Genomic DNA, 18,652 nt, shown 5'->3' on the forward strand with positions numbered 1-18,652 from the left:
GGAGGGGATAAATCATGAGTAAGCAATTAGGTTTCTTGCATAATTCGGAAAAATGTATTGGCTGTAGAGGCTGTGAGATGGCCTGCAAAAATGAATATCAAAGCGATGCCTCGGTTCGTTGGCGTCAAGTCTATCAGTTACGGGAAAAGGATTTTTCCCAACCCACTCGGATGTTTATCTCCATAGCGTGCAATCACTGTGAGAACCCGGAATGCCTGAGGGTTTGCCCGGTTAAGGCCTATACCAAACGTGAGGATGGTATTGTTGTCCATGATCAGGACCGCTGTATCGGCTGTAAACTCTGTACCATGGCTTGCCCGTACGATCGGCCGCAATTCAATGCAATACTGAAAAAGGTAGAGAAATGCAATCTATGTTATGAGCGCCTGGATCAGGGACAACAACCGGCTTGTGTGGCTGCTTGTGTACCCGAAGCCTTAGAGTTGGTAGAGATCAACGAGGAATTAGATCTAAAGGTTGGTGTCCTGAAAACCTTACCGGGAATGCCCAACCCTTCAGTGACGAATCCATCGATACGGTTCATCGGGCCGAAACAAGGCAAGCAAATAAGGAGGGATGTATAATGGGAAATTGGGAATGGCCATTAGTCATTTTTACCGTTCTCGGTCAAACCTCGGTTGGTATCATCTTCTGTCTGTGGCTACTGGAAAGAAAACGTGGTAAGCAGGCAACTGCCACCACCACTGAGTATCAGGGCTTTATCCAAAGTTCGATCCTTGTCTCAGGGGTCCTGCTGGCGGTGGCGATGATCGCCTCCCTCTTCCACTTAGGACATCCTTTTGCAGCATATCGGGCCCTAACCCATTTGGGTACCTCCTGGTTAAGCCGGGAAATACTTCTCTTCGTCTTTGCCTTTGGTGCTTGGGCTTATCTCGCCCTCCTTTCCAGAAAACCAGGCAGCAAAATGTCTGGAATGATGGCTCTGACTTCAGGCCTTGGCTTCTTAGGGATTATCAGCAGTGCCTTGATCTACACCCTTCCCCGAGTTCCTGCTTGGAACAACCTTGGACCGGTAATCTTCTTCCTGATGACCAGCATTATCTTAGGTACACTGGTTACGGCCTTCTTAGGTCGCAAGGTCTTGGCCTCCGCTGAAGTGAAGCAGCTGCTCAATATCGCCTTAGGTAGTGTTATCGGCAGTGCTATCCTCTATCTCCTCTATTTCTCCCTTCTACAGGCTACACCGGAAGGTGCTGCCACAGCTCAGTACCTCCTGACAAGCCCCGTCTTTTTGGTCAGAGTAGCAGTTGGTTGGGTAATTCCTATTTTCCTCATCATGAATGCTGTACTCAAAAAGGAAAATCCCCAACCCCAAATCATTCTTTTCGCCCTCACCTGTGGTGTAGCGGGGGAACTCTTGGGCCGAGGACTCTTCTATGTCAGTGCTATGGGAATGCATATTACGGCTTTGATGTAACATGGGGCATTTATGTGATTCAAGATATTGTTCCTGGAGCAGGATATACTGATGATCTAGGAGTATTAAAATCCTAACGGATACAAATAGTTATAAAAATGCACCGAGGCAGTTCAGTTGCCTCGGTGCATTTTTTAAGTGCGCCACGCATGGCGACTTTACATTACTGAGACATAGCAAGGAAATTATAGCATAAACAAGAGGGTCATTAAGGCATTTTAAAGGGATAAAGCGTAAATATAGCATGTCTCAGAAAAGAGTGTATAATGTGGTATCGGGCATTTTTATCAGGTGTTCTAAAGGTGCTCTAATTATTAGGAGACATTTGTGAGGTTAAAATGGAAGAAAAATCATCAAAGATTGGGGTACTTTACGCCTTTGCGGCTTACATTGCCTGGGGACTGCTGCCCATCTATTGGAAGACTTTGCAAGGTGTCCCGGCGCGTGAAATTTTAGCTCACCGGATTGTATGGTCCTTTGCTTTTGTCGCTATCTTAATACTGTTGAAAAAGCAATGGGGTAGAATTGGCATTGTGCTCCGAGATCGCTCAAAATTGTTTGGCCTGTTGTTAAGTGCTTTATTAATCACTGCCAATTGGTATATCTATATTTGGGCAGTGAACAGCAACAAAGTCGTTGAAGCAAGCCTTGGCTATTATTTTAACCCTTTGCTCGTAGTTTTGATGGGCATTATTGTCTTGGGAGAACGAATCGATCGCTGGCAAATCGTATCGCTTATTTTAGCTGCCATAGGGGTTCTTATCCTCACTTTAGAATACGGGAAAATTCCCTGGATTTCCTTGGGGCTGGCAGTAACCTTCGCTTTATATGGCTTGGCAAAGCGGCTGGTGAATGTGGACTCCTTACTTGGCCTGGCCTTAGAGACGGCTGTTGTTACGCCTATTGCACTAATTTATCTTTTGGTAGGGGTAAACGGTGGAGGTGTAATCGGCGGCACTGGAGTGAGTACTATGCTGTTATTGATGGGAACTGGAATCATCACTGCTTTTCCCCTGCTCTGGTTTGCCAATGCGGCTAAGAGTGTTCCTTTTGCAACGATTGGCTTCATCCAATACGTATCTCCTACTATAAACCTCTTACTTGGTGTTTTTGTCTACCATGAAGAATTTACGGCTACCCATGCCTGGAGCTTCGGATTTATTTGGGTTGCCTTAGCAGTCTATTCGATTTCGCGGATCTTCTTTTTGCGGAGAGCTAATCTAAGAGCGGCGCATACATTGCAAGGAAAGTAGTTGGAGGGCAGCAGCCGTCGACGTCTAAGGACAACAAGTGCGAAAGCCGTGCTGACCTGGTGCCAGCCAAGTTTTGTTTATTCTTGAGTGAAATTTGCTTATCTGAGAAGGATTTGATCTCTAATTTGTTGAAATGTGAATATTGGCGAAAATCCTGTGTTATGCTATAAATTAATGGGAAAATAGTGCAATTCATTATTTAGTATGATTTTGCTTGTAAAGGAGTGAACCCATGAACATTACAGAAAAAGATATGGAGCGTTTGTCTCTGCAGAGCCGCCTGGAGCTAACTCCCGAGGAAAAAGCCGCCTACACTAAGTCCCTTGAGGAAAGCTTAGATTATATGAATAGCTTGAAAGAACTAGATCTATCGACCACAGAGCCGGCCTCCGTGGTACTTCCCATAACTAACGTGTTCCGAGAGGACGTACCACAGGCCGGCATGGACAAGGAATTGGTTTTTGCTAATGCCCCGGAGGAAGAAGAAGGGACTTTTAAAGTTCCCCGTATTATCTAGACAGGAGGCTTTTCATGGAACTCAATAGATTAACAGTTCAGCAGCTGAGTGAACTTCTGGAGAAGAAGGAAGTCAGCAGTCTTGAAATAACCCAGGATTATTTGAACCGAATTAAAAGAATCGACAGTGACCTCCAAGCTTTTGTAACCCTTACAGAAGCGGAGGCTTTAGCTCAGGCTAAGCTTATAGATGAGAAGCGAGCCCGGGGGGAAGACCTATCTTCCTTGGCAGGTATACCGATGGCCGTTCAAGACAATATCTGCACAGGTGGAGTTAAGACGACTTGTGCATCAAAAATGCTCAATAATTATATTCCGCCCACCGATGCCACAGCGATTGCTCGGTTAAAGAAAGCCGGCTCGATCTTAATCGGAAAAACCAATCTGGATGAGTTTGGTATGGGTTCCTCAACTGAGAATTCAGCTTTTTTTACTACCAAGAATCCTTATGATTCTACATATGTAGCCGGAGGAGCTGGTGGCGGTTCGGCTGCTGCAGTAGCGGCTGGGGAGGCTGCTTTTGCCTTAGGTTCAGACCTGGGAGGGGATATCCGCCAGCCCGCGGCTTTTTGCGGCGTGATAGGCTTTAAGCCCACTTTCGGCTATGTGCCAAAAACCGGTCTGATTTCTTCGGCATCTTCTTTGGATCAGCTGGGAGCCTTTTCTCGAGATATGACCGATATGGCTCTGGTCTTAAACACAATCTGCGGCCATGATGCTTATGATTCAACATCGGCTGTGGTGGATGTGCCCGATTTCAGAGAAAGCCTCATCAACGATGTGAAAGGCTTAAAAATAGGTTTGCCTAAGGAGTATTTTGCAGCAGGTGTGGATTCTAAGGTGGCGACTAAGCTTCAAGAAGCCATCAAGATACTGGAGTCATTGGGAGCTAGCTGTGTGGAGGTTTCTTTACCCCATACCAAATACGCGGTAACTGCTCATTACATCATTTCCTGTGCCGAAGCTAGCTCTAACCTAGCACGTTATGACGGAGTGCGGTTTGGTCAAAGGGTCGAAGGGGAAGATGTGCTGAGCTTGTTTATGAAGACCCGCGGCCAAGGCTTTGGCGAAGAAGTGAAAAGAAGAATCCTACTGGGTACTCATGTCTTGAGCACTGCCCAGTATGATGAGTATTATACTGAAGCTCTTAAAGTTCGAACTCTGAACAAAGAGGATTTTGCGCAAGCTTTTGAAAAAGTAGACTGTCTTTTGACACCTGCTACCCTTACAACGGCCTATAAACGGGGTGAGATGACTGGGAATCCCTTGGCCATGTATCGGTCCGATGTCTGTGCCATACCCGCTAGCTTAGCCGGTTTGCCAGCCATGTCGCTACCTTTTGGATTAGTCGATCAAATGCCTGTGGGCTTGCAGCTGATTGCTCGCCACTTTGAAGATAAGACCTTGCTGAGGGTAGGGTATGCTTTGGAGCAAAATACAGATCAAACTCGTCTAAAACCTAGCTTAGCCCGTGGCTAATTCAGTGGATTATCAGGATGATTATTAATAGGGGGTCAAAATGAGTACATATGAAGCAGTTATTGGTTTAGAGGTTCATGTAGAGTTAAAAACCCAGTCCAAGTTGTTTTGTGGCTGCTCTACTGAATTTGGCAAAGAGCCCAATACGCAAGTGTGTCCGGTTTGCCTTGGGTTGCCCGGTAGTGTGGGGGTTGTAAATAAAAAGGTCGTCGAGCTAGCTACCAAGGCCGGACTAGCGTTAAATTGCGAAATAGGCACCCATACCTGGTTTGATCGCAAAAACTACTATTATCCCGATTTGCCTAAGGGCTATCAGGTTTCCCAGGTCTTCCGGCCCATTGCCTATAAGGGATACTTGGATATCGAGGTAGAGGATGAGCAGAAGCGGATTAATATTACCCGAGCTCATATCGAAGAAGATCCTGGTAAGCTGGTTCATTCCGGGGCCTCGATCACCACTTCCCATTCTTCTTGTGCGGACTATAACCGCTCAGGAATCCCTCTCGTAGAAATCGTCTCCGAACCGGAAATCCGTTCAGGTGCTGAGGCTAAAGCTTATCTCGAGAAGCTGAAGGCCATCTTAGAATATACCGGGGTTTCCGATGTGAAGATGGAGCAGGGGTCCCTACGCTGTGATGCGAATGTTTCCATTCGCCCGGTGGGAACCACGACTCTAGGCACAAAAACGGAGATTAAAAATATGAATTCCTTCCGAGCAGTACAGCGGGCTATCGAGTATGAAGTAGACAGACAGATTGCTGTAGTGGAAGATGGGGAGGCCGTGATTCAAGAGACCCGAGGATGGGATGAGAATAAAGGTATCACCTTATCCATGCGCAATAAGGAAAACCCGGACTATCGATGCTTCATTGATGCCGAGCTCACCCATATCAAGCTGACACCGGAGTGGATCGAAGGGGTGAAAGCCTCCTTGCCGGAATTACCCGATGCTCGCAAGAAAAGGCTAGTTGAGGAGTACGGGCTGCCGGCTTATGATGCGGTCGTCATTACTAGCTCACTGGATTTGGCCGAATTCTTTGATGCCACATTGGCTCAATTCCCAGATGCTAAATTAATTAGCAACTGGATTATGGGGGAGCTATTACGTTTGTTGAAGGCTCACAGTATGGAGCTGAGTGAGGCTAAGGTTACCCCTGATCGATTGGCCAAGCTTCTTGAGTTGATTAAGAAGGGGACCATTAGCAATAAAATCGGCAAAGAGGTCTTTGAACTGATGTTTAAGGAAGGTAATGAGCCGGAGGAAATCGTCAAGGAGAAGGGCCTAGTTCAGATCTCCGATGAGGGACAGTTAACAGAGATTCTTGCGGAGGTTATCGCTAAGAATCCTAAGTCTGTGGAGGACTTCCAATCCGGTAAGGAGCAAGCCATCGGCTTTTTGGTGGGTCAAGTCATGAAAGCCACCAAGGGGCAGGCCAATCCAGGTGCCGTCAATGGGATGCTTAAGGAAATGCTAACGAAGAAATAAAGTATGGCGTCTCCACACGAGGGGGAATTCAGTATGGACTTCTTGCACCATCATATTTGTCCCCGGAATTGTTATGATTCCTGTAGTATCCTTAGTACAACCCGCAATGGACGGCTGGTATCTATCGAGGGAAACCCTGTCCAGGACTATACTCGTGGTAAACTCTGCTCGAAGGTTATGGATGAAGTTCAGAAAGTCTATAGCCCTCACCGAGTCAAATACCCCTTGCGACAGCGCAAGAGGTATTCCGGCCAATGGGAGCGGATTAGCTGGGAGGAAGCTTTAGATACCATTAGTCAGCAGATTCTTTCCATCAAAGAAAACTATGGGACAACTCTTCCCATTGCCCATAATAAATACTCCGGTAATTTTGGAGTCATGCATAATGCTCTTGAGGCCTTTATGACAGGTCTTGGTCCCACGACGCGAGCCGTAGGTTCACCCTGCTGGTCGGCAGGAGTAGATGCTCAGGCCTTTGACTTTGGCGCCTTTTTTTGCTCGGATCCTTTGGATATGGAGCAAGCCAAACTGATTTGGATCTGGGGGGCAAATCCAGCTTGGAACGCCGTCCATCAGATGCCCATTATTTTTCGGGCGATGGACAAAGGGGCCAAGGTCGTTTGCTTTGACACCCATTTTACAGCCACCGCAGCTCGGGTTGACCAGTTTGTTCAGGTCAATCCCGGAACGGACGGAATGTTGGCTTTAGGTATGGCCAAGATCTTGGTTGATCATCATCTTCTTGACCCATCATTGTCGGAGTACTCCCTGGGGCATAAGGAGTTTATCGATTACCTTAACCGAGAAATAGATTTAAAGGAATGTTCTCGAATCACGGGGGTCACACTAAGCACACTTGAAGAACTGGCTTTAGAATATGGCGCCATTAAGCCTGCTTGCATCTGGGTGGGCTTTGGGCTCCAACGTTATGCTAACGGAGGACAGAATCTTCGGGCCATCGATGCCCTCGGAGCCTTAACCGGCAATATTGGCTGTCCGGGTGGTGGAGTTCAGTACGGGCAAATGGAAACTTGGCGTTTTTCCGGCCCCTTATCCCATGCCCGATGCGGCCATCCCGAGGATCGGAATCTGGATATTAACCAATTTCCTGTCCTTGCTTTAGAAGCTGAACCCCCTGTGAAAATGCTCTGGCTTGCCGGTCGCAATCCTCTTCAGCAGGATGGTAACCAAGCCCAGTGGCAGAAGTTCCTTGAGGGATTGGATCTTGTGGTGGTGAGTGACCTCTTCCAGACCCGCACGACCTTAGCGGCGGATCTGGTTCTCCCGGTGACTACCCATTATGAGCACTGGGATCTAAATGCTAGCTACTGGCATTATTACGTTGGAATCAATGAACCGGCCATCGAACCCGTAGGAGAAGCCCATTCCGATCTGCAAATTGCCTGGGATTTATCCAAACGACTTAACCAGCTTTCCTCAGGAAGCTCGGCGTTTCCTACAGGCGGCTCAGAAAAAGAGGTTGTACTTCAAGCACTAGGGACGGAGATGCTCGAAATGCTTGACCTCAAATCCCCTGAGGAATTGCTGAAGGGTCCCCTAAGAGTAAGCTTTCCGGCTACGGCTTGGCAGGAGCGGAAGTTTCGGACTCCCTCCGGGAAGTATGAGTTTTATTCTGAGAAGGCAAGAGAGCAAGGATTACCGGCTCTGCCCGTTTGCCGACTACCTCGCAAGCCTCATCTAGAAGCTCCACTGCGACTTCTCACCCCCCATCATGGCTCGGGGTTGAACTCTCAAAGCTATCGCTTAGACACTGAGGGAAGCACTGCCGAAAATAAGCCGCCATTGCTAGCGAGGCTTAATCCTGGAACCGCAGGGATGTATGCCTTAAAAAGCGGAGATAGAGCAGTGTTGTGGAATCATGGGGGAACCCTCCCTGTAACCATAGAAATAGAGCAGGGTATCGCGGCGGGAGTAGTGATTATCTATCAAGAGAATCTCTCTGATATAAAAGCTCCCCATCCAAACCTTCTCAACCTTGGCGCCCTAACGGATATGGGAAACTATGCCACAGGGGCCTATGGATTAGCCTTAAACGACACCTTTGTAGGGATTCGTAAGGCATAGAAGATCAAAGAATAAAGCGGCGATGAATGGAGGGGAGATATGGCAAAGCAATTGGGTTTTTTCCTGGATGTGAATCGATGCCTAGGTTGTGGAACTTGCATCAAAGCCTGTGCCAGTGCTAACCGTTTGCCTACCCCGTTAACTTGGCGCAAAATATGGCAAAAGGAAGATGCAAAAGTTGACCAGGGTCAGATCTCGCGTTTTTTCCTCTCCACATCGTGCAATCACTGCGCGAACCCCGAGTGCATGAGGGTTTGCCCTTCTGGTGCCTATGCCAAGCGGCGGGATGGAATCGTGCTTCATTATCCTGACAAATGCATTTCCTGTAAATCCTGCGTGGCCTCTTGCCCTTTTGGCGCACCACAAATCAACCCCCAGACTGAAAAGGCCGGCAAGTGCCAGCTCTGCTATGAAGAAATCGATCGGGGAAGCCTGCCCCATTGTGTTCAGGCCTGTGTGACCGGGGCAATACAGCTAAGAGAGATTTATGGCAATCCGACAGATAAGCTCTTGCGGTTGACTGCTCCCACGCCTACCTTGCGCCTCACTAGGCCCTCCACGTTTTATTATCCGCCGAAGGGGACAAAGATCCTTTAGTCAGCTTAGGCGAAAATCTTCCAGCAATATTAAACGTATATATTCTAGCTACATTAAACAACTAGGATGCTTAATAACGAAAGAAAAAGCCCAGTCTTTTGTAGAAAATTACAAAGAACTGAGCTTTTTTTGTAGATTATTACAATGAGCTTATAAGCGCTTCATTAGAATGATTTAGGTAGGAATGAATCATATTACCTACATTGTAACTGTCCGTACAAGCAGATGTCAATATAATAATTTTGGAGAGTATTCTAAATATATAGAGTCTCACTTTGAGATGTCATGGGTTCATGGGTCCATAGGTCCATGGATCGTGCGTAAGTGCTCAGCTAATTGGCCGTCTTTAACCTTTTAAGATAAGAAGAGATAGGCGAGAACTGCTACTCCAACAATAATGGACTCGGGGATAATCAGCATTCGCAAAACTTTGTTTATATCGGATTTGAAATAATCAACTGTCAGGGATAGACAAAGATGCATCGGGCTTAGCATCGTTCCTGCTGAACCTGCCATAAAAACTAAAGTTACCAGAGGTAAACTTAACTGTCCTCCGGTGGCTGCCATCACAACCGGAAAAGCAATACCGATATAAGAGCCGGTTTGCCCGGTTAGAAAGGAGATGAAAAAGGCAATTAAGGCAAAGATAAGAAATTCCGGCACAGGAAGTGTGCTTAATAAGTTCGGCAATTCATCGAAGGAACCGACTGTTTCCATGACCTGCTTGAAAAGCATAATTCCCCAAATCATAACTAGAGTTTTAATAACGATTGCTTTGCGAGCTATTTCGAGAAGTTCAGATAAGGTAAAGCGATGCTTTAGAATGAGTACTATGAGTACAGCAGCTATTGCTAAGGTAATAGGTGCCCTTGCCATAACAAGGCCAACCACTGCTAGGACAGGCAGAGTGCTAAAGAATACATCCTTGATTGATTTCAGCCGATAACCCTTAGCACCATTTTTAAGGGTTGCCGCTTTAGGTGGTTCTGTAACCTCAGCTAATTCTTCATCAACCTTGATACGGAAGAGAAAGGGAAGTCCAAGAAGAATCACCAAGAGACCAAAGGGCATAAGCCCCATAAGTACACGAGGAAGCGGAATGCCCGTAATATTTGAGACAAGAAGTACCCCTGTATAAATGGGTAGAAAATACTCCCAAATATGACGGTAATAAAAATTGATAAAGGTTTTGTTTACTGCAGAGACGCTTTTGCCCACGGCCTGTTCCACTAAGGGTGCCGAAAAAAGGGCACCTCCGGCGCTGGGCATGAGTCCGATAAAGGCAGGAATGATAGCCATGACAATCCGACGATCCTTTATTAAGGAGGTTAGAGCATTGAGCATACGTTCTAGATAACCCTGCTTACGCAATATAAGCTCAAGAATCATGATTAAGGCCAAAATTACTTCGATTTCTATGGTGGATGGATCCTTGGTTGCCTCCCATACCATTTTTGCAAATCCAGGCAAATCAGTGCCGAAAAGAAACGCTAAAACCGCAGAAGCTCCGATGACTACGTAAACTAAAGGAATCTTTCGCCAAAGAAGAATCATCATTATTACGAATACTATTAATAACTTTGCAACAGCCATCTCAAAATTCCTCTCACTTCAGAATAATACAACAATTAGACCGTATTCTCTCCTATGTTGTCAATAGGTTTTGTAAGTATAACTTTTCACCTTGTAGCATTAGCCGTCTCGGCAAGAAATCTTTGACTCGACGGACCATATTTGGTACTATATTTGTATAGGGTGGTGATCTAGCATTGAAGGGTAAAGAAGATATTAGACCTATTTCTTATATAAAAGCCAATGCAGCCGAGGTACTGGACCAGGTTAACGAATCACGACGGCCTGTTTACGTTACACAAAACGGAGAAGCCAGAGCTGTCTTACTGGACACAGAGTCCTACGAAAGACTAAAAAATGCTGTTGGGCTATTAAAGCTTCTGACTCAGGGAGAAGAGGATATTGCTAAAGGCCAATTCCTATCCCAAGAAGAGTTTTTCTCAAGCATGGACCGAGAATTAGGCATATCGGCGATGCAAAACACAGTGGAAAATCATGAATAATATGATCTATCAGGTTCTTTGGACGCAAACCGCTCAGCGGGATTTAAGAAATATTATTAGTTATATTGTCGATGATAATAAAGATATCGCAGCAAGGATATATACAACTATCAGGCAAAAATCCGCCAATTTACGGCAACTACCTCATCAAGGTCGAGTTGTTCCGGAGTTGAGATATCATGGTATTACCCTTTATCGGGAGTTAATTATCCAGCCTTGGCGGATTTTATATAAGATTGAAGAAAACAAGGTTTGGATTCTTGCCGTAATCGATGGCAGGAGAAATATGGAGGATATTTTGCTCAATCGATTTATTCCATAATGCAAATTAATATAACCTGATGATTCATTAATCAACGTCGGCAAATAGGCCGGCGTTTTTAATTTGCCTCTAAGAATGTAATTTGACGCCGCAATGGAGTAATTTTCGCCTAAATGGTTAGAATTACCATTAGGGCATTAACAGTTGAGGCTAAAGTCGCAAATAACCGCATTTCGCTAACATTGGCCCAAATCGATAAAATGGACAGAAAGAAGTGACAGACTATTGAAAGGTGAAATCACCATAGGCATACCCAGGGCCTTTTTATACTTTAAATACCAATACCTATGGCAGACATTTTTTGCGGACTTAAACTGCCAGGTCATTTTAAGTCCGGAAACCAATAAGAAGATATTGAAGGATGGCATTGATCATTCCATAGACGAGAGTTGCCTTTCGGCAAAGATTTACATGGGCCATCTTGCTTACCTAAGAGGAAAAGCAGATTACATCTTAGTGCCCCGGATTGTCGGCTTTGGCGAAAATGAAGAAGTATGCACTAAGTTCAATGCCCTCTACGATATCGTCAAAAACACCTTCAAAGATGTGAACCTGCTCAGCTACAACGTTGATGTGGCTAATCAGGAAAGTGAATTCAAAGGGTTTATGAGGATGGGTAGAGAACTGGGCAAAAATCCTGTCCAGGTATTAAAAGCCTATCTTAAAGCGAAAGCAATCCAAACAAAGAAGGAACACCAGTTGGCTGCAGAGCAGGAGAGCCTGATCCGGACAGGAGACAAGCTGAAGATCCTGATTGTTTCTCATGACTATAACACCTATGACAGGGTGGTGGGTTATCCCATTATCAATTACCTGGAAAGCTTAGATATTGTGCCGATTTATGCCAATATCGCTGATAAGAAGAAAACGTCCGAAAAGTCAAAGCTCATCTCCGAGAACCTATATTGGACCTACAACAAAGAGCTCATTGGTGCCATTGATCATTATCAGGGAGAAATAGACGGGATCATCTTCATTTCTACCTTCCCCTGCGGGCCTGATTCCCTAGTCAATGAATTATGCCTGAGAAAAATAAAAGGTGTTCCCATGGCTAATCTGATTGTGGATGAACTGCAGGGAGAAGCAGGCTTGCAGACAAGAATTGAAAGCTTCGTTGACATCATCATGGAAAGAAAAAAAGCCGGGAGGAACGCGCAAATTGGTTAGCCAGGAAAAGATCATGAGTTTCCCCCACATGGGAAATTATCATATCGCCATCGAATTTCTGATCAGACATGTCTTAGAAAACATTCAGATTTTGTCCCCGCCACCAACGACTAAGAAGACCTTAGAGCTAGGCTCAAAGTACAGCCCGGACTTTGTGTGTGTGCCCTTTAAGTATAATCTGGGCAACTATATTGAGGCCCTAGAAAAAGGAGCGAATATCTTAGTTCAGTCCGGCGGCGGCTGTCGTTTCGGGTATTATGGTGAAATTCAAGAACAGATCTTAAGAGATCTGGGTTATGATTTTGAATTCATCAGCATCATCGACAACAAAAATGTCAACCCGGTTGCCTTTTTTAACCGCTTCAAGCGTTTGAATCCCAAGCTATCCTTTGTCCGATTCGCCTATTACTTTCAACTGACCTTTAAAATGATCGAAGCCATGGATTCCATCGATGCCACTATCCGGGCCAACATTGGTTTTGAAGTTCAGGAGGGCAGCTTTGAAAGGCTACAGAAAGAATTTCTCAAAGAGCTTCCAGCTGTGGAAGGCTTCCGGCAGTTGGACAAGATTTATCGGAAATACGATGCGCTGTTTCGCCAACTAGAGGTCAATAAACCCCAAAATCCTCTCAGGGTAGGGATCGTGGGAGAGCTCTACACCCTTATGGAGCCTTTTAGTAGCTGTTTTATCGAAAAGGAGTTAGCTAAAAAGGGCATCCAAGTCACCCGGTTTATCACCGTATCCTATTTACTGCGCCATCATCCCAAATCCAGCGATTTGCTAAAGTGGGCAGGGAAATACCTAGAGTATGAAATCGGTGCTGATGGTACAGATAGTGTGGCCCGGGCGAGAATGCTGGCTGAGGCAGGATATGACGGGGTCATTCACATCAAACCCTTTGGTTGCACCCCTGAAGTCAATTCCATGCCCATGATGCAAAATATTAGCAGTGATTATAAGATGCCGATCTTGTATTTCAGCTTTGATGCTCAGACCTCAGAAACCGGTGTGCATACAAGACTGGAAGCGTTCCATGACATGCTTCTAATGAGAAGGGAAAAAGAAGAATGGCAAAATGTTATTTAGGAGTGGACAGCGGCTCCATTTCTACAAAGGGTGTCATCATAGATCAAAACAATAAGATATTGGCTGAGAAATACCTATGGACAGAAGGGAATCCGGTGGAGGCCGTTAAAGATGTGATCGGGGGTCTCCAAACTCAGATTGAAGGTCGAGATATCCAGGTTAAAGCCGTGGGCACCACTGGATCAGCCCGGCGCTTGGTCGGTGCTTTGCTCAATGCTCAGGTGGTTAAAAATGAAATTACCGCCCATGCGGTGGGAACCCTGTCCGTGTACCCTGATGTCCGGACGATTTTTGAAATCGGCGGTCAGGATTCCAAGATTATTATTGTCGATGACGGTATCGTGGTGGATTACGCCATGAATACCTTATGTGCCGCCGGAACAGGTTCTTTCCTGTCTTCCCAGGCTAAGCGGCTGGGGCTGGAAGTTGAGGAATTTGGGGAATTGGCTTTGCGTTCCCAGAATCCCACCAAAATAGCGGCTCGCTGTACGGTTTTTGCGGAGTCCGATATGGTGCATAAGGCTCAGATCGGGCATAAGAAGGAGGATATTGTGGCTGGACTATGCAAGGCGGTTGTGGCGAATTACCTGAACAATGTGGGCAAGGGCAAACGTACTAAAGCCCCCATCGTCTTCCAAGGGGGAGTCAGCAAAAATATCGGGGTGATTAAAGCCTTTGAGGAAGCAACCGGGGAAACCATTCATGTGGATCAGCATGCTCACTTAATGGGGGCCTTAGGGGTGGCCCTGCTTGCTAAAAGCTCAGGTCAGGAGCAGGATTTTAGCTTCAGTATGACGGAGATGCAGTTTGACACCCGTGGCGTAGAATGTCAGGGGTGCCCCAATAACTGTGAGGTCATTTGTGTTTACCGGAATGACGAGTTGATTGATGCTTGGGGGAACAAATGCGATAAGGGTGCGGTACGAGGCAATGAGGCACCCGTGAGCAAGGAGGCGCCGGTTGTTAAGGCTGATGAAATGGTGTCTTGATGGGCTATTTTAATAGGGCATCTTAATTGGGTATCTTAATTGGGTATCTTCATAGGAAAATAGATCCATCGTTCTCTTCAACGACCTTGATGGTAATCGTACGATATTATATAATTATCGTACGGAGGTGATTGGACTTGTGGACGAACTAGAAGATAAAAATACAAATAAATTGCACGATACGATTACTGCTACGGAGCTTAAGAGTAATCTTGGCGCCTACTTGGACTATGTGATTAGTGACAATGAAGTGGTCATCACTAAAAACGGTAAAAAGGCAGCAAGGCTCGCTCCCTATATCACGGACAGCGACCGTTATTTTCTCATGAAGGAGAAGGCTCTGGACTATCAGTATGGAGGCAAAAAGGTTTCCTATGAAGAATTTATGGAAATCTACGAAACGAGCGATTTGCGTTTAGAATTCATTAACGGTGAAATCGTGCAGTTAAGCTCTCCTAGCACTATCCATCAGGAGATTTCGGGAAACTTGTATGTTGAATTCAAGGAGTATCTCAAAGGAAAACAGTGCAAAGTGTTTTATGCCCCTTTCGATGTCCATTTCCGGAAAGAAGGCTTCAAAGACCCTGACGTGATGCAGCCCGATTTGATTGTGGCCTGTGATATGGCTGGGAATACAAATGAGAAAGGCCGCTACATGGGCACACCAACCCTAGTTGTGGAGATTTTATCCCCAAGCACCCGGACCAAAGACATGGTGGATAAACTGAACACATTTATGATCTCCGGGGTCAGGGAGTTTTGGATTGTTGATCCCGATCAGGAGGTTATCTTGGTGTATGGGTTTAAAGATTTGGATATAGACTATTTTATGACTTATCGGAAGAAGGATACAGTGCAGTCGTATGCGTTTCCTGACTTGGAGATCGTAGGGAGTTTGGTGTTTCCTTGAAGGGAACAATGACCAACCCAAAGCTTTGTAGCGGAGCAACAATAGGAAATATAGTCAGCACCAGTTTTTGAGTAAGAGAGTGACTGCGCTGCACAATGGCAAAGACAAAGGCTACCCCGGAGATGCCTAGATCTCCAGGGTAGCCTGTTCTTATGCCCGCCTTTCCGCGGAAACGAACTTCAGCATGTTTTCAGGGGTTCTCACTAATGTCCTTTGCAAGAGCGGGACAAAGTATGATCTTCATACTTAGCGATCAGAAAATTATGGAGCAGGGTAAGCGACGGTAAGACACTTTTCTGCGTTTTATGGATCAAGGCCAGGTTCCACGAAAAGGCGTGATCGGCAAGGGGGCAATTCTGCTCCACCTGAAGTTGCCGTGTATTCGGATAGGCGTATTCAATCATTACGCGATGCTCGTTCTCCATAAGGTAAAACGCCGTCTTGGCTGAGGGAATGACTTCGAAGTTGATTTGAACCCCGGCTTTTTGCATAGCGTCATAGAGCGGCTGCATAGTCAACTCTGGGGAACCCCAAACGAGACACTGTTCGCCGGCCAGATCCTCGATGCTGAGCTGTTCTTTTTGGGCAAAAGGGTGGGTTTCGGCAAAGGTCACCCCAAGAGGAAAGCTGCAGATGGGAGCGACGGTGATTCCGGGAATGTCGCAGTCCATCATGACCAGAATGGCGGCGTTCAGTTCTCCGGACAGGACCTTGGCAATCGTTTGATCAGCTGTCAGTGGCAATAACTCCAGCGGTAGTTCCGGGTGAGCAGTTTCAAACTCATCCAAGAAGCCGGGCAGCTTCGGGGTGAAGAACGGCAGAAGGGAGCTGGAAATACCAAGCCGCAGGGTCTTTCCCTCAACCGCGCTAATCTTCATGAGCATGGATTCATAGGTGTGAATTAGCTCTTCCGCATAGGTTCGCACCGTTTCTCCCGAGGCGGTTAAGGAAAGGCGGTTGTGTAAATTGCTGAAAAGGGTCGTGCCAAGCTCAGTCTCCAGGGAACGAATCGTCTGACTCAGTGCCTGCCGGGAGATAAAGAGGCGGTTCGCGGCTTTGGTATAATTCATTTCCTCGCAACAAATCAAAAAGGCCTTCAGCTTAAAAATAGCCATTTCATCCCTCCAAACGCAAGCAATTGCTTGCGCCTTGTGAAAATTATAACTGCTTTTTGAAGACTTGTAAAGTTGGTAGAATGTAGCTGCCAATACAAATAAGCACGAAAAGAGAGGGATTAAAATGAAAAGGGATTATTCACGCCGCGACTTTTTGAAAGCCGCCGCCGCAGGTGTCGTGAGCACAGGTGCCCTGGGTATCCTTGGCGGTTGCTCGCCAAGTTCGAATACCAACGCCCCGAGGGGGACTTATACCCCAGGCACGTATACGGCCAAAGCCCAGGGGATAGGCGAGGTTACCGTGACCATGACCTTTGATGAGAACAGCATCACCGATGTAGCCCTTGACCTAGCCAACGAGACGGTAGGGATCGGCCAGGCGGCCAAGGATACCTTGATCGCGCAGATCCTTGACGGTCAGAGCGTGCAGGTGGACGGGGTATCCGGTGCATCCGTCACCAGCAAGGCGGTAATGCAAGCAGCAGCCGACTGCATCACGCAAGCCGGCGGCAAGGCTGTCCTTGTCTCCCAAGGTTCCTCTGCTGCCACAGGTGCCGACTGGCTCGGGGAGGCACCGGAGATTGCGGACAGCCAGATTGTCAAGACCTATGATTATGAGGTCGTTGTCATTGGCGCCGGCACCTCCGGCACCTTTGCGGCCTGCTCAGCCGTTGAAGAAGGAGCGAAGACGGTCCTAGTCGAGAAATTCGGCACGGATTTCGGCGGCTCCGGCATCCGCGATACCATTGCGGCTATTGGCACCAAACAGCAGATCGCCAACAAGGATAACCCGGATAAATTTGACGTGATACGCATGATGTATCAGCACTCCCAAGGTTATGGCGACCAGAGGCTTTACAAGGCGTGGGCAGATAATTCCGGGGAGGCGATCGATTGGTATACCGAGCGGATGGCCAAGCATGATGTAAAGATCCTCCATGAAGTGGACAACCACAACACCGGAGAAAAATTCGAATTTTATGATGTGGGCCATTCCATCCAATGGGAAGGAAAGGAATACAAGTCCCAATTCTCCATGTCACTCCTCCTGGACGATTACAAGGCCAAAGGGCTTGAGGTACACTACGAAACGGAGCTGATCAAGCTCCTCAAGGACGGGAGCAAGGTCACTGGCATTCTTGCCAAAACCGGCGATCAATATGTCCGTTACAACGCTGCCAAGGGTGTGATCGTGTGCACGGGGGGCTACTCCAACAACACCGGGATGCTCCAGGCCCTCCAGCCCGAGACCCTAAAGATGACTGGGGTCAATTATTCCTTCCCGGGCAGTTCCGGGCAGGGGATCAAAGCCTGCCTATGGGCCGGCGGTAAAATGGACGAGACCCATGCGGCTATGATCTTCGACCGCGCCTGCGTAAAACCCGATGCCACCGGTCCGGAGGATGCGGGCTGGTTCTGGATGGGCTCCCAGCCCTTCCTGAAGGTAGACCTGAAGGGCCGCCGGTTCACCAATGAATCCGGCAGCTATGACCATATTCTGCATACCGCTTTCAACCTGTTGCCGGAGCATACCTATGCCATGATCTGGGACGCCAACCATCCTGAAGATATCAACCGCTTTGAGAGCCACGGTTGCTCCCGCCTCTATCCCCACGCCAACGGAACGGAATCGGTTTTCCCCATGGAGTATATCCTGAATGTCATGAATCCCGATCTTCAGAAGCAGGGCTACATCGTCCAGGCCGATACCATCGAGGAACTGGCCAAGAAGCTGAACATTCCTGCCGATAACCTCAAGGCCACCGTCGATCGCTATAATGAGCTCTATGATAAGCAAAAGGATGAAGACTTCGCCAAAGAGCCCTTCCGCCTTTCCCAACTCCGCACCGCTCCCTATTATGGCACTCGCCAGTGTGGTGGCTACTTGATCGCCACCATGGATGGCATCAAGATCAACACCGACATGAATGCTGTCGATAAAGATGGCAACGCCATCGAGGGCCTGTACGTGGCAGGAGACTGCTCAGGAGGGTATTTTCACGGCAGCTACATCAACCTGCTGGCCGGTGCCGCCGCCGGGCGGAGCACCACCTTTGGACGACTGGCAGGCCGCAACGCCGCCCGGCGGCCGATCTAGCGGCGAGGCATGAGCGTGTGAACTCTGTTTAGATG

The 18,652-nt window shown here is 47.2% G+C and carries 17 protein-coding genes; 15 read left to right on the forward strand and 2 right to left on the reverse strand.

Annotation, left to right across the window (positions count from 1 at the left end; translation table 11 throughout):
- Window positions 1-14: 14 nt before the first annotated feature.
- The 8 genes from AAC978_RS11970 (at window position 15) to AAC978_RS12005 (ending at window position 8,854) form a co-directional block, all read left to right on the forward strand.
- On the forward strand, window positions 15-584 hold the full coding sequence (locus AAC978_RS11970; RefSeq protein WP_341548280.1) for a 4Fe-4S dicluster domain-containing protein: 570 nt from the start codon (window positions 15-17) through the stop codon (window positions 582-584).
- On the forward strand, window positions 584-1,438 hold the full coding sequence (locus AAC978_RS11975; protein ID WP_341548281.1) for a dimethyl sulfoxide reductase anchor subunit family protein: 855 nt from the start codon (window positions 584-586) through the stop codon (window positions 1,436-1,438). Before AAC978_RS11970 ends, AAC978_RS11975 begins: the two co-directional genes overlap by 1 nt.
- Before the next feature lie 338 nt (window positions 1,439-1,776).
- Window positions 1,777-2,691: an EamA family transporter RarD gene (rarD, locus tag AAC978_RS11980; RefSeq protein WP_341548282.1), complete on the forward strand. Its 915-nt coding sequence runs from the start codon at window positions 1,777-1,779 to the stop codon at window positions 2,689-2,691.
- 232 nt (window positions 2,692-2,923) lie between these two features.
- Window positions 2,924-3,208: an Asp-tRNA(Asn)/Glu-tRNA(Gln) amidotransferase subunit GatC gene (gatC, locus tag AAC978_RS11985; RefSeq protein WP_341548283.1), complete on the forward strand. Its 285-nt coding sequence runs from the start codon at window positions 2,924-2,926 to the stop codon at window positions 3,206-3,208.
- A gap of 14 nt (window positions 3,209-3,222) precedes the next feature.
- A complete protein-coding gene (gene gatA, locus AAC978_RS11990; protein ID WP_341548284.1) occupies window positions 3,223-4,686 on the forward strand; it encodes an Asp-tRNA(Asn)/Glu-tRNA(Gln) amidotransferase subunit GatA in 1,464 nt (487 codons plus the stop codon).
- A 40-nt stretch (window positions 4,687-4,726) separates the two neighbouring features.
- Window positions 4,727-6,172 (forward strand): Asp-tRNA(Asn)/Glu-tRNA(Gln) amidotransferase subunit GatB, encoded by a 1,446-nt coding sequence (gatB, locus tag AAC978_RS11995; RefSeq protein WP_341548285.1) that lies wholly within the window; start codon window positions 4,727-4,729, stop codon window positions 6,170-6,172.
- Between the two features lie 33 nt (window positions 6,173-6,205).
- On the forward strand, window positions 6,206-8,257 hold the full coding sequence (locus AAC978_RS12000; RefSeq protein ID WP_341548286.1) for a molybdopterin-dependent oxidoreductase: 2,052 nt from the start codon (window positions 6,206-6,208) through the stop codon (window positions 8,255-8,257).
- Window positions 8,258-8,296: 39 nt separating this feature from the next.
- A complete protein-coding gene (locus AAC978_RS12005; protein WP_341548287.1) occupies window positions 8,297-8,854 on the forward strand; it encodes a 4Fe-4S dicluster domain-containing protein in 558 nt (185 codons plus the stop codon).
- 354 nt (window positions 8,855-9,208) lie between these two features.
- Here AAC978_RS12005 and AAC978_RS12010 read toward each other — a convergent pair whose 3' ends face one another.
- Window positions 9,209-10,447 (reverse strand): DUF401 family protein, encoded by a 1,239-nt coding sequence (locus tag AAC978_RS12010; RefSeq protein WP_341548289.1) that lies wholly within the window; start codon window positions 10,445-10,447, stop codon window positions 9,209-9,211.
- A gap of 176 nt (window positions 10,448-10,623) precedes the next feature.
- On the opposite strand from AAC978_RS12010, the gene AAC978_RS12015 reads away from it, so the two are divergent.
- The 6 genes from AAC978_RS12015 (at window position 10,624) to AAC978_RS12040 (ending at window position 15,404) form a co-directional block, all read left to right on the forward strand.
- The gene (locus AAC978_RS12015) at window positions 10,624-10,929 is read left to right on the forward strand and encodes a type II toxin-antitoxin system Phd/YefM family antitoxin (protein ID WP_341548290.1); all 306 of its coding nucleotides are present in this window, start codon (window positions 10,624-10,626) and stop codon (window positions 10,927-10,929) included.
- Window positions 10,922-11,251 (forward strand): type II toxin-antitoxin system RelE/ParE family toxin, encoded by a 330-nt coding sequence (locus tag AAC978_RS12020; RefSeq protein ID WP_341548291.1) that lies wholly within the window; start codon window positions 10,922-10,924, stop codon window positions 11,249-11,251. Before AAC978_RS12015 ends, AAC978_RS12020 begins: the two co-directional genes overlap by 8 nt.
- A gap of 225 nt (window positions 11,252-11,476) precedes the next feature.
- A complete protein-coding gene (locus AAC978_RS12025; RefSeq protein ID WP_341548292.1) occupies window positions 11,477-12,418 on the forward strand; it encodes an acyl-CoA dehydratase activase-related protein in 942 nt (313 codons plus the stop codon).
- A complete protein-coding gene (locus tag AAC978_RS12030) occupies window positions 12,411-13,505 on the forward strand; it encodes a hypothetical protein (RefSeq protein WP_341548293.1) in 1,095 nt (364 codons plus the stop codon). Before AAC978_RS12025 ends, AAC978_RS12030 begins: the two co-directional genes overlap by 8 nt.
- Window positions 13,487-14,494: an acyl-CoA dehydratase activase gene (locus tag AAC978_RS12035; RefSeq protein WP_341548294.1), complete on the forward strand. Its 1,008-nt coding sequence runs from the start codon at window positions 13,487-13,489 to the stop codon at window positions 14,492-14,494. Before AAC978_RS12030 ends, AAC978_RS12035 begins: the two co-directional genes overlap by 19 nt.
- 139 nt (window positions 14,495-14,633) lie before the next feature.
- Entirely contained in the window at window positions 14,634-15,404 is a 771-nt protein-coding gene (locus AAC978_RS12040) for a type II toxin-antitoxin system Phd/YefM family antitoxin (protein ID WP_341548295.1), read from the forward strand.
- 203 nt (window positions 15,405-15,607) lie between these two features.
- Here AAC978_RS12040 and AAC978_RS12045 read toward each other — a convergent pair whose 3' ends face one another.
- Window positions 15,608-16,519 (reverse strand): LysR family transcriptional regulator, encoded by a 912-nt coding sequence (locus AAC978_RS12045; protein WP_341548321.1) that lies wholly within the window; start codon window positions 16,517-16,519, stop codon window positions 15,608-15,610.
- A 124-nt stretch (window positions 16,520-16,643) separates the two neighbouring features.
- Here AAC978_RS12045 and AAC978_RS12050 point away from each other — a divergent pair, with 124 nt between their 5' ends.
- Window positions 16,644-18,617 carry an FAD-binding protein gene (locus AAC978_RS12050; protein WP_341548296.1) on the forward strand — a complete coding sequence of 658 codons (1,974 nt, stop codon included), beginning with the start codon at window positions 16,644-16,646 and terminating at the stop codon, window positions 18,615-18,617.
- Window positions 18,618-18,652: the final 35 nt, after the last annotated feature.

Origin of the sequence: Desulfitobacterium sp. THU1 (genome assembly GCF_038181555.1) — a bacterium.
In the GTDB taxonomy this organism is placed as follows: domain Bacteria; phylum Bacillota; class Desulfitobacteriia; order Desulfitobacteriales; family Desulfitobacteriaceae; genus Desulfitobacterium.

Bases quoted from the DNA above. Each gene is read 5' to 3' on its own strand.
- AAC978_RS11970 (WP_341548280.1), top strand. From the start codon at position 15: ATGAGTAAGCAATTAGGTTTCTTGCATAATTCGGAAAAATGTATTGGC.
- AAC978_RS11975 (WP_341548281.1), top strand. From the start codon at position 584: ATGGGAAATTGGGAATGGCCATTAGTCATTTTTACCGTTCTCGGTCAA.
- rarD (WP_341548282.1), top strand. From the start codon at position 1,777: ATGGAAGAAAAATCATCAAAGATTGGGGTACTTTACGCCTTTGCGGCT.
- gatC (WP_341548283.1), top strand. From the start codon at position 2,924: ATGAACATTACAGAAAAAGATATGGAGCGTTTGTCTCTGCAGAGCCGC.
- gatA (WP_341548284.1), top strand. From the start codon at position 3,223: ATGGAACTCAATAGATTAACAGTTCAGCAGCTGAGTGAACTTCTGGAG.
- gatB (WP_341548285.1), top strand. From the start codon at position 4,727: ATGAGTACATATGAAGCAGTTATTGGTTTAGAGGTTCATGTAGAGTTA.
- AAC978_RS12000 (WP_341548286.1), top strand. From the start codon at position 6,206: ATGGACTTCTTGCACCATCATATTTGTCCCCGGAATTGTTATGATTCC.
- AAC978_RS12005 (WP_341548287.1), top strand. From the start codon at position 8,297: ATGGCAAAGCAATTGGGTTTTTTCCTGGATGTGAATCGATGCCTAGGT.
- AAC978_RS12010 (WP_341548289.1), bottom strand. From the start codon at position 10,447: ATGGCTGTTGCAAAGTTATTAATAGTATTCGTAATAATGATGATTCTT.
- AAC978_RS12020 (WP_341548291.1), top strand. From the start codon at position 10,922: ATGAATAATATGATCTATCAGGTTCTTTGGACGCAAACCGCTCAGCGG.
- AAC978_RS12035 (WP_341548294.1), top strand. From the start codon at position 13,487: ATGGCAAAATGTTATTTAGGAGTGGACAGCGGCTCCATTTCTACAAAG.
- AAC978_RS12045 (WP_341548321.1), bottom strand. From the start codon at position 16,519: ATGGCTATTTTTAAGCTGAAGGCCTTTTTGATTTGTTGCGAGGAAATG.
- AAC978_RS12050 (WP_341548296.1), top strand. From the start codon at position 16,644: ATGAAAAGGGATTATTCACGCCGCGACTTTTTGAAAGCCGCCGCCGCA.